The organism is Streptacidiphilus sp. BW17 (genome assembly GCF_041262485.1).
Taxonomy (GTDB): domain Bacteria; phylum Actinomycetota; class Actinomycetes; order Streptomycetales; family Streptomycetaceae; genus Streptacidiphilus.
This window is the reverse complement of sequence record NZ_JBGCCR010000068.1, coordinates 1-9,704: the sequence shown is the minus strand read 5'-3', so window position 1 is coordinate 9,704 and position 9,704 is coordinate 1. Positions and strand designations below refer to the sequence as shown.

Annotated in this window: 6 protein-coding genes; 5 read left to right on the top strand and 1 reads right to left on the bottom strand. The window is 71.6% G+C overall.

Features of this window, described 5'->3' with window-relative positions:
* Positions 1–296: 296 nt before the first annotated feature.
* From ABH940_RS36685 to ABH940_RS36675, 3 genes are all read left to right on the top strand, one after another.
* Positions 297–2,579, top strand: coding sequence for an ArnT family glycosyltransferase (locus ABH940_RS36685; RefSeq protein WP_370107258.1), 2,283 nt, complete (start codon positions 297–299; stop codon positions 2,577–2,579).
* Between the two features lie 171 nt (positions 2,580–2,750).
* Complete coding sequence (locus tag ABH940_RS36680; protein ID WP_370107257.1) at positions 2,751–4,877, top strand: DUF2264 domain-containing protein; 2,127 nt, start codon at positions 2,751–2,753, stop codon at positions 4,875–4,877.
* 239 nt (positions 4,878–5,116) lie between these two features.
* Positions 5,117–7,336 (top strand): NADP-dependent isocitrate dehydrogenase, encoded by a 2,220-nt coding sequence (locus ABH940_RS36675; protein WP_370107256.1) that lies wholly within the window; start codon positions 5,117–5,119, stop codon positions 7,334–7,336.
* Between the two features lie 7 nt (positions 7,337–7,343).
* Here the strand turns inward: ABH940_RS36675 and ABH940_RS36670 are convergent, their stop codons facing one another.
* Positions 7,344–8,258 carry an NAD(P)-dependent oxidoreductase gene (locus ABH940_RS36670; protein ID WP_370073016.1) on the bottom strand — a complete coding sequence of 305 codons (915 nt, stop codon included), beginning with the start codon at positions 8,256–8,258 and terminating at the stop codon, positions 7,344–7,346.
* Between the two features lie 72 nt (positions 8,259–8,330).
* On the opposite strand from ABH940_RS36670, the gene ABH940_RS36665 reads away from it, so the two are divergent.
* Entirely contained in the window at positions 8,331–8,912 is a 582-nt protein-coding gene (locus ABH940_RS36665) for an N-acetyltransferase family protein (protein ID WP_370073017.1), read from the top strand.
* 4 nt (positions 8,913–8,916) lie between these two features.
* Entirely contained in the window at positions 8,917–9,492 is a 576-nt protein-coding gene (locus ABH940_RS36660; protein WP_370073018.1) for a TetR/AcrR family transcriptional regulator, read from the top strand.
* Positions 9,493–9,704: the final 212 nt, after the last annotated feature.

The following is a 9,704-nucleotide window of genomic DNA, read 5'->3' as shown; positions in this document are numbered from 1 at the left end:
CCTGGGACTCCGGGGACCCACCCCACCCATGGACGCCATCTCCGTCTTCACACCCGCCCCCGAACATCGAGGCGTCCATAGAACAATTATGACACCGCACCACCCCAGGGCCAAGCCCCGGCCGTCCCCCACACGAGTGAAAACCCCCAGCTCGGGGCAATAGCCAATTCAACTTCGTCATCGAACTGCACGATCATCCGACCGGTCGTCAAGAAATGGAAAAAATTACCTGGGAATCCGATGAGTTCGGCCTGCCGTTGACGTCGTTGCGGCCCACCATGTCGCACATTCGCGCCATGGCCATGTTCTCTTCCCCTGCCCCGCCACGACCGAACGTCCTGCGCGGCCGGCTGACCCTCCTCGGGCTCTGTGCGCTGGCCGCACTGCTCTTTGCCTGGGGAATCAGCCGGAGTCAGTACCACCCCTTCTACGCCGACGCCGTCCGGAGCATGACGCTCAGTTGGAAAGGATTCGTCTTCGGGTCGTTCGACCCGGGGAACACCATCACCCTCGACAAGCTCCCGGGTTTCCTGTGGCCACAGGCCGTGTCGGCCCTGATCCTCGGATTCCATCCGTGGGCGCTGACCCTGCCGCAAGTGATCGAAGGCGTGCTCAGCGTCGCCGTGCTGCATGTGATCGTGAAGCGATGGGCGGGGCTCACAGCAGGGACCCTCGCCGCACTGGCGTTCATGCTGACGCCGGTCGTGACAGGACTGTTCCGGACTGCGGTCGAGGACCCCGCGTTCACGTTGCTGCTGCTCCTCGCCGCCGAGGCGACGCAGCGGGCGGCGCGCGGTGGGCGGACCAGGACGCTGCTGCTGGCGGGGGTCTGGGTCGGGCTGGCGTTCCAGGCGAAGATGCTCGAAGCGTTCGCGGTGCTGCCCGTGCTGGCCGGGGTGTACCTGCTCTCCGCGCCTGCCTCGCTGAAGCGGCGCTGCGCGCAGGTCGGGGTCGCGGCCGTGGTGACGCTCGCCGTGTCGGCATCGTGGATCGCGCTGGTCACGCTCACTCCGCAGGCGGACCGGCCGTACGTCGACGGCACCACTGACAACTCCCCCATCAGCATGGTCGTCGGCTACAACTTCCTGAACCGGTTCTCCTCCGTGGGACTCAGCGCGGCCGACACGGGCAGCGTCTCCGCGGTCCGGGGCGGACCGCAGGGCGCGGCGCAGTCCGACAAGAGTCACCAAAAGGCCGGACGCACCACCACGACCACCACCACGACCGCCGCAGCGACTCCCACCCCGACCCGCCGCGACCAGTCCGAGAACGGCTGGGCCAAGCTGCTGACCGGCGAGCTCGCGGGCGAGGTGGGGTGGCTGTACCCGACCGCGCTGGCCGGATTCGCCGTCGGCGTGCTGACGCGGCGTCGGCAGCCGCGGACCGACCCGGTGCGGGCTGGGTACCTGCTCTGGGGGGCGTGGCTCGCAGTGTTCTTCGTGGTGCTCAGCGCGGGGAGCGTGGCCGGGCACGCGTACTACCTCGGCGTGATCGCGGCACCGGCCGCCGCGCTGACGGGAGCGGGACTGCCGCTGCTCTGGCGCACGTGGCGGGCGGGCGGAGCGGGCGCGTTCGCGCTACCGGTGACCGTGGCGGCCACGGCGAGCTGGGCGGCCGTGCTGTCGCGGCCGTACCCGACGTTCCGGCCGTGGGTGACGCCGACGGCGCTGACGCTGGGCGTGGTGTCGACGGTGCTGCTCCTGCTGCCGCTGGTCGTGCCACTGCTCCGCCGCGAGCAGCAGGTCACCGCCGACGGTCCAGTCACCACCGACGGTCCGGTCACCGCCGATGGTCCGGTCACCGCCGATGGTGCGGTCGCGACCGGACGCCTCGGCCTCGCGGGGACGGTCGGGCTGGCCTGCGGACTGGTCGCGGTGCTGCTGACGCCTGCGGTCTGGACGGCGAGTGTCTTCGACCCGGCGTACGCGAGGTCGATGATGGGCGCGCTCGGCCCTGCCGCACAGGTCGGCCAGTTCGGACAGTTCCAGCGCACGTTGGAGGACGGCGAGTCCGGCGGGCACCCCGGAGCGCACGGGGATCCGAGCCGCTCCGGAACCCAACTCGCTGCCGCCGCACACCCTGTGGGCGCACAGTCGGCTGCCGCCACCGAGGACGGAGCCGCGCTCGCCGCAGCGGCTTCCGTGTGGGGGCGGATGTTCGGGTTCGGCGGCGCGCCTCGGCTGGACAGCGGAGAGCAGGCGGTGCTCGCGTTCACCACGGCGCACCGGAATGGGGCCCGGTACCTGTTCGCGACGACGAGTTGGGCGACGGCGTCGCCGTTCATCCTGGCGACCGGCGCGCCGGTGCTGCCGGTCGGCGGGTTCACGCAGCAGGCGCCCTGGCCGACGGTCGACGGCATCCGTCGCGATGTGACGACGGGTCAACTGCGCTACGTGCTCCTTGCCGAGCACGCCTCATCGCCCTTCGGCGGCGGTGCGCCGCAGTCGCGGAAGCCGACCACGGCGGCCCAGGTGGGGTCGTGGGTGACCGCCAACTGCCATCCGGTCGCGCTGGCTGGATTGCAGACGAACCGTCAGAATCCGCAGCGGCTCTACGACTGCGCCGCGCCCCGGCGTTGAGCTGCGCCCCGGCGTTGAGCCGCGCCCCGGCGTTGAACTGCGGCCAGTCACCGAGCCGACCGCAGGCCACCGTGCGACGGCAGGAGGTCTGGGCAAGCCGACCACAGCGGGACTAGGGTGCTGTCCGAGCGGAAAGCGCTTACCACCGTCGACCGACCCGGGCAGGTCCCCATGCCGCACCACATCCCGAGCCCCCTCCCGCCGTCGCCGCTCGACCTCCCGGAGAACCGGTCCCTCTCGCCGTACACCGGCTGGGACCGCCGTCACTGGGAGGCGCAGGCGGACCGGCTGCTCGCGGCGGTCACCCCGTACGCCACCCCGGCCCGTGCGGGGTACGCGTTGCCCGGGCGGGCGTCGTGGTCCGGGGAGGCGTCGGACGCGCTGGAGGGGTACGCGCGGACCTTCCTGCTCGCCGCGCTTCGGATCGCGGGCGCGGACGGGAAGGGCGACGCGGCGACGGAGCTGCTGGAGCGCTACGCCGCAGGCCTGACCGCCGGGACGGACGCACGCCTCACGCAGGAGGCCTGGCCGCGCATCGACCGCGACCGGGTCCAGCCCATGGTCGAGGCCGCGTCGATCGCGCTCGCGCTGCACGAGACCCGGTCCTGGCTGTGGGACGCGCTGCCCGCCGCGACCCAGGAGCGGACGACGGAGTGGCTCGGCGGCTTCGTCGGGCGGACGCCGGTCGGGAACAACTGGGTGCTGTTCCAGACCGTGGTCGAAGAGTTCCTCTGCTCCGTCGGGGCCGATCACGCCGACGCGGAGATCCGACGCGGGCTGGACGCGCTGGACGGCTGGTACCTCGGGAACGGCTGGTACACGGACGGGCCGGGGCGGCGCGTCGACCACTACAACGGTTGGGCGCTGCACCTGTATCCACTTCTCTGGACGCGGATCGCGGCCGGCGGGCCGAGGGCTGAGCTCGCCGCCGAGCTGGGCGTCCGCTTCCGGGAACGGCTGCGGCGGTTCCTGGACGACTACGTGCACCTGGTCGGCGGCGACGGTGCGCCGCTGCACCAGGGGCGTTCGCTGACCTACCGGTTCGCCGCGGCGGCGCCGCTGTGGATGGGCGAGCTGTTCGACTGCGCACCCGTTCCGGCTGGAACGGTGCGCCGCGCCGCCTCCGGAATGCTGCGGCACTTCGCGGAGCACGGCGCACCGGACGGGGGCAGGGACAAGCACGGGGACGGAGGCGGAGGCGGAAACGGGCTGCTGACGCTCGGTTGGCACGGCGAGTTCCTCGGCATGACGCAGCCGTACTCCGGTCCCGCGTCGCCCTACTGGGCAGCGAAGGGGTTCCTCGGACTCCTGCTGCCCGCCGACCACCCCGCGTGGACGGCGGCCGAGCAGCCGTTGCCGGTCGACGCGGCCGACGGCGTGCGGCTGCTTCGCGGACCGAACTGGCTGGTGCAGGCCACCCGCGCGGACGGGGTCGTGCGCATCCACAACCACGGCAGCGACGGTCTGGACCCAGCCGCCGGTGACCGGAGCGCGCCGAGCGAGCGCACGAGCGATCCGCACTACGCCAAGCTCGCGTACACCACCTGCACCGGGCCCGTGGTGCCGGCGAACCGCGCCGCGGACAACGAGCTCGCGCTCTGCCCGCCGGACGACCAGACGCCGCTCCCCCGCGGCCCGATCACCCCGCTGGACGCCGGGCTGCCCGGCCAGCCCGGCGTCCCCGACCTCCCGTTGGCCGGCTCCTCCCACACGATCGACCGGGCCGCCGGGACTCGCGTCGAGTCGTGGACGCTCGCCGACGGCCGGTTCGAGCTGCGCCTCCACGCCGTCGTGGCCCCAGCGGGCTGGCGGATATCGGCGGGCGGACACGCCCTTGCCGCCACGACGCCGCCGCTCACCCACCGGGGGCGGCACTGGACCGTCGTCGAGCAGCCGGAGAACCGGACAAGCCTGCGCCTTCGCAGCGCACTCGCACCCATCCTCGGCTTCGGGATGCTCCCCGCAGCCACCACAGCCGACAGCACAGCCGACACCACTTCCCGCGCCACCGCCCGTGCCACGGACGCCAACGCCTTCGGCGCGCACGCGGCCTTCCCGCTGGCCACAACGACACAACCGGCCACCGGCGTTCACGTCCTCGCGACCTGCGTCGTCCTGTCCGCCGAACCGCTCGACGCCGACGCACCCCCGCCCTTCTCCGTCAGCGGCACCCTCGCCGACGGCTTCCGGATCCGCACTCCTTCCGGCCACACCCTGATCGCCGAGATCACCGTGAGCCTGAGCGGCAACTCGAGCCCGGACGGCAACCTGCTCCGCTTCCGCTCCGCCGGGGGTTAGGCGGGTTAGGTGGGCTGGGCCCCACCCCACCCCGGGACGCGTGCTTCGATCGACTGTGCGACCGTGAAAGCGGCTCGACGCGCCGCCGGGCGGGGACCACCGCCTAGCGGGCCTCCGCCGGATGTGTCGCAATCCGAGACGCGGGGCGGTACCGGGAAGTCGCCCGGACAAGATATCTTGATGTCGAGACGTTCTGAACGTGATCGTGATCGTGAAGTAGACGCGAAGCGGGAGTACCGGTGACTGACTCGACCATCATCTATACGCACACCGACGAGGCCCCGGCGCTGGCCACGTATTCGCTCCTGCCGGTGATCCAGGCCTACGCCTCGACGGCGGGGGTCACCGTGGAGACGCGCGACATCTCGCTCGCCGGGCGCATCATCGCGAGCTTCCCGGAGCGTCTCACCGAGGCCCAGCGGATCCCGGACGCGCTGCACGAGCTCGGTGAGCTGGCCAAGACCCCGGCCGCCAACATCATCAAGCTGCCGAACATCTCCGCGTCGATCCCGCAGCTCAAGGCGGCCGTCGCCGAGCTCCAGGCGCAGGGCTACGCGCTCCCGGACTACCCGGACGAGCCGAAGACCGACGAGGAGAAGGACGTCAAGGCCCGGTACGACAAGGTCAAGGGCTCCGCCGTCAACCCGGTCCTGCGTGAGGGCAACTCCGACCGCCGCGCGCCGCTGTCGGTCAAGAACTACGCCAAGACCCACCCGCACCGCATGGGCGCGTGGACGGCCGACTCCAAGACCAACGTCGCCACCATGGGCGTCAACGACTTCCGCCACACCGAGAAGTCCACCGTCATCGCCAAGGACGGCGCCCTGCGCATCGAGCTGGTCGGCAACGACGGCACCACCAGCGTGCTGCGCCCGGAGGTCAAGGTCCTGGCCGGCGAGGTCGTCGACGCCTCCGTGATGCGCGTCGCCGCGCTGCGCGAGTTCCTGGCCGCCGAGGTGGCCCGGGCCAAGGCCGAGGGCGTGCTGTTCTCGGTGCACCTGAAGGCCACCATGATGAAGGTCTCCGACCCGATCATCTTCGGCCACGTGGTCCGCGCCTTCTTCCCGAAGACCTTCGCCGCGTACGGCGCCACCCTGGCCGCGGCCGGGCTCAACCCGAACAACGGCCTGGGCTCGATCCTGGCCGGCCTTTCCGCGCTGCCCGAAGGCGAGGCGATCCAGGCCTCCTTCGACGCCGAGCTGGCCGACGGCCCCGCGCTGGCCATGGTCGACTCCGACCGCGGCATCACCAACCTGCACGTGCCGTCCGACGTGATCGTCGACGCCTCGATGCCGGCCATGATCCGCACCTCCGGCCACATGTGGGGCCCGGACGGCAAGGAGGCCGACACCCTGGCCGTGCTGCCGGACAGCAGCTACGCGGGCGTCTACCAGGTCGTCCTCGACGACTGCCGCGCGCACGGCGCGTTCGACCCGGCCACCATGGGCTCGGTGCCGAACGTGGGCCTGATGGCCCAGGCCGCCGAGGAGTACGGCAGCCACGACAAGACCTTCGAGATCCCGGCCTCGGGCACCGTCCGCCTGGTCGACACCGAGGGCAACGTGGTGCTGGAGCAGCCGGTCGAGGCCGGTGACATCTTCCGCGCCTGCCAGACCAAGGACGTGCCGATCCGCGACTGGGTCAAGCTGGCCGTCTCCCGCGCCCGCGCCACCGGCGTCCCGGCCGTGTTCTGGCTGGACGAGACCCGCGCCCACGACGCCAACCTGATCGCCAAGATCAAGCAGTACCTGCCGGAGCACGACACTGCGGGCCTGCAGATCGAGATCATGTCCCCGGAGAAGGCGACCGCCTTCTCGCTGGAGCGCATCCGCCGCGGCGAGGACACCGTCTCGGTCACCGGCAACGTGCTGCGTGACTACCTGACCGACCTGTTCCCGATCCTGGAGCTGGGCACCAGCGCCAAGATGCTCTCGATCGTCCCGCTGATCAACGGCGGCGGCCTGTTCGAGACGGGCGCCGGCGGCTCCGCGCCGAAGCACGTGCAGCAGCTGCTCAAGGAGAACTACCTGCGCTGGGACAGCCTGGGCGAGTTCTTCGCGCTGGCCGCCAGCTTCGAGCACCTGGCGCAGTCCACGGACAACGCCCGCGCCCAGATCCTGGCCGACACGCTGGACCGGGCCACCGGTACCTTCCTCAACGAGGACAAGTCCCCGTCGCGTCGCCTGGGCGGCATCGACAACCGTGGCAGCCACTTCTACCTGGCCCTGTACTGGGCCCAGGAGCTGGCCGCGCAGACCGAGGACGCGGCGCTGGCCGAGGCGTTCGCCGGTCTGGCCAAGACGCTGGCCGAGCAGGAGCAGGCCATCGTCGGCGAACTGATCGCGGTCCAGGGCTCCCCGGTCGAGATCGGCGGCTACTACCAGCCGGACGCGGCCAAGGCCGCCGCCGTGATGCGCCCGTCGCGCACGCTCAACGAGGCGCTCGCCACGCTGAGCTGACCCACCATCAGCCCGCCCGGTCGTCCCGGGCTTCGACGGCGCGCAGGACAGCGACCATGTCCTGCGCGCCGTCGCCGTTCTTCTCCGCCAGCGCGGCCGTCTCGGCGTAGAGGGCGTGGCAGACATCCAGCAGCGGCGCGGCGACTCCGGCCCGCTCAGCGGCCTCGGCGATCAGGCGGTTGTTCTTCAGCACGTCCAGGATGCCTGCCTGGACCGAGAAGTCACGCTGCGTCAGTTTTGCCGCCTTGCCCCGGGAGACGGCGCTCGCCATCGGTCCGGTGTCGACGACGGAGCGGAAGACGTCGAGGTCCAGGCCGTGCCGCTCGGCGAAGTGGAACGCCTCGGCCAGGCCGGTGACCGTGGTGATCAGGAAGATGTTGACCGCGAGCTTGGTGCGCAGCGCCTGCGGCACCGGGCCGCAGACGAAGGCCTCCCGCCAGAGCGGTTCCAGCAGCGCCCTGACGGCCGCCACCGCGTCCGGCTCCCCCGCCAGCATCGCGACGAGCGCGCCCTCCTCGGCGGGGACGCGCGAGCCGGAGACCGGAGCCTCGACGTACCGCCCGCCCGCCGCGCGGACCTCGCGCTCCAGGGCGGCGGAGTACTCCGGCGAGGTCGTGCCCATGTGGACGACGGTGCGGGCGCGCACGCGGGTCGCGAAGTCCGGCGTGCCGCGCCGCAGGACGGCGTCCGAGGCGTCCTCGTCGGCAAGCATCAGCACCACCGTCGCGCAGCGCCGGAAGACCTCGGCGACGTCCGCCGCGACCTGCGCCCCGGCGGTACGCAGCGGCTCGGCGCGAGCGGCCGTCCGGTTCCAGACCACCAGCGGCGTGCCGGACCGGGCCAGGTTGAGCGCCATGGGCAGGCCCATCACGCCCAGGCCCACGAATCCGACCGACGTTCCCTCGTCAATCCGCGCGTTCACGAGCTACTCCCAGAACCTTGCAGACCCTTGCAGGCCCTTGCTTCTATGACGTACGTCATAATAATGGGAACTATGACAGCCGTCATAGAGCTTGTCCGCCCCGACCACCGGAGCGCGTTGCACCTGCTCTTCGCCGCCTGCTCACCGGAGACGGTCCAGCTCCGGTTCCGGGCGCGACTGTCCGCGCTTCCCGCCGCCTACCTGGAGAGCCTGCTGACCGGGCCGCCGGAGCTGCACGACGCCGTGGTCGCCCGCGACTTCGACTCCGGGACGGTCGTCGGGCTCGGCAGCCTCGCCCTGCCGGATCAATCCCGGCCGGAGACTGGCGAGTTGGGGCTACTGCTGGTGGACGCGTGGCAGCGGCGCGGAGTCGGGCGGGCGATGGCCGAGGTCCTGCTCGCCCGCGCGCGGGTCCGGGGAGTCACCCGACTCGTCGCCGAAGTCGCCCACGGCCGGTCCGCGCTGCTGGCGGCGCTGGCGCGTCATGCGGAGCCCGTCGCGCGGCGCAGCGCGCGGGAGGGGGTCACCGGGCTCTATAGGCTGGACCAACCCTCGTCCCTGCTGCTGGAGGTCGGTCACCGTGACGGGAGCATCGGAGCCGGGAGCGCCCAAGCCGTCCAAGCCACCCAAGCCGTCCAAGCACGGACCGCGTGAGCGGATGGTCTACAGCGCCGCCCAGCTGATCCGCCGCGACGGCGTCGGGGCAACGGGGATGCGTGACGTCGCCACACACGCGGAAGCCCCGCGGGGCTCGCTGCAGCACTACTTCCCGGGCGGCAAGGAGCAGTTGGTCAACGAGGCGGTCGGCTGGGCCGGACGTTACGCGGCCCGGCAGGTCGAGCGCTTCCTGGCGGCGCTCAGGTCCGGCAGCCCGCAGCCCCGGCCCAGCGAGCTCTTTGCGGCCATGGTCGGGCAGTGGACCACCGAGTTCGAGACGGCGGGGTTCGCGTCGGGCTGCCCGGTCGCAGCCGTGACGGTCGACTGCGTCGACGCGTCCGAGTCCAACCGCACGGCGGCAGCGGAGGCGTTCGCCGTCTGGATCCGGCCGACCGCTGCCGCATTGAGGGAACTCGGTATCCCGGAGGAGCGGACGACCCCCCTGGCCACGCTGATGATCAGCGCCCTCGAAGGCGCACTGCTGATGGCCCGAGCGGAGCAGGACATCCGCGCCCTCGCCGCCGTCTCCACCGAGCTCGGGCCGCTGCTGGACGGAGCCGTCTCCCCGGGACTGTGACTCATTCATGGCACTCAGTGCCTTGGCATATGGCACTGAGTACCCTTATGGTGCGAGTACGAGCCCTCCGCGGTGGGAGTGTGCCAACCCGGTACGAGCCAGTTCAGCCGCACAAGTCAGTACAGGAGACAGGTCGTGAGCTTGAGGATCGTTGTCTGTGTGAAGTACGTGCCCGACGCGACTGGTGAGCGGCGGTTCGCGGAGGATTTCAC

Bases quoted from the DNA above. Each gene is read 5' to 3' on its own strand.
- ABH940_RS36685 (WP_370107258.1), top strand. From the start codon at position 297: ATGGCCATGTTCTCTTCCCCTGCCCCGCCACGACCGAACGTCCTGCGC.
- ABH940_RS36680 (WP_370107257.1), top strand. From the start codon at position 2,751: ATGCCGCACCACATCCCGAGCCCCCTCCCGCCGTCGCCGCTCGACCTC.
- ABH940_RS36665 (WP_370073017.1), top strand. From the start codon at position 8,331: ATGACAGCCGTCATAGAGCTTGTCCGCCCCGACCACCGGAGCGCGTTG.
- ABH940_RS36660 (WP_370073018.1), top strand. From the start codon at position 8,917: ATGGTCTACAGCGCCGCCCAGCTGATCCGCCGCGACGGCGTCGGGGCA.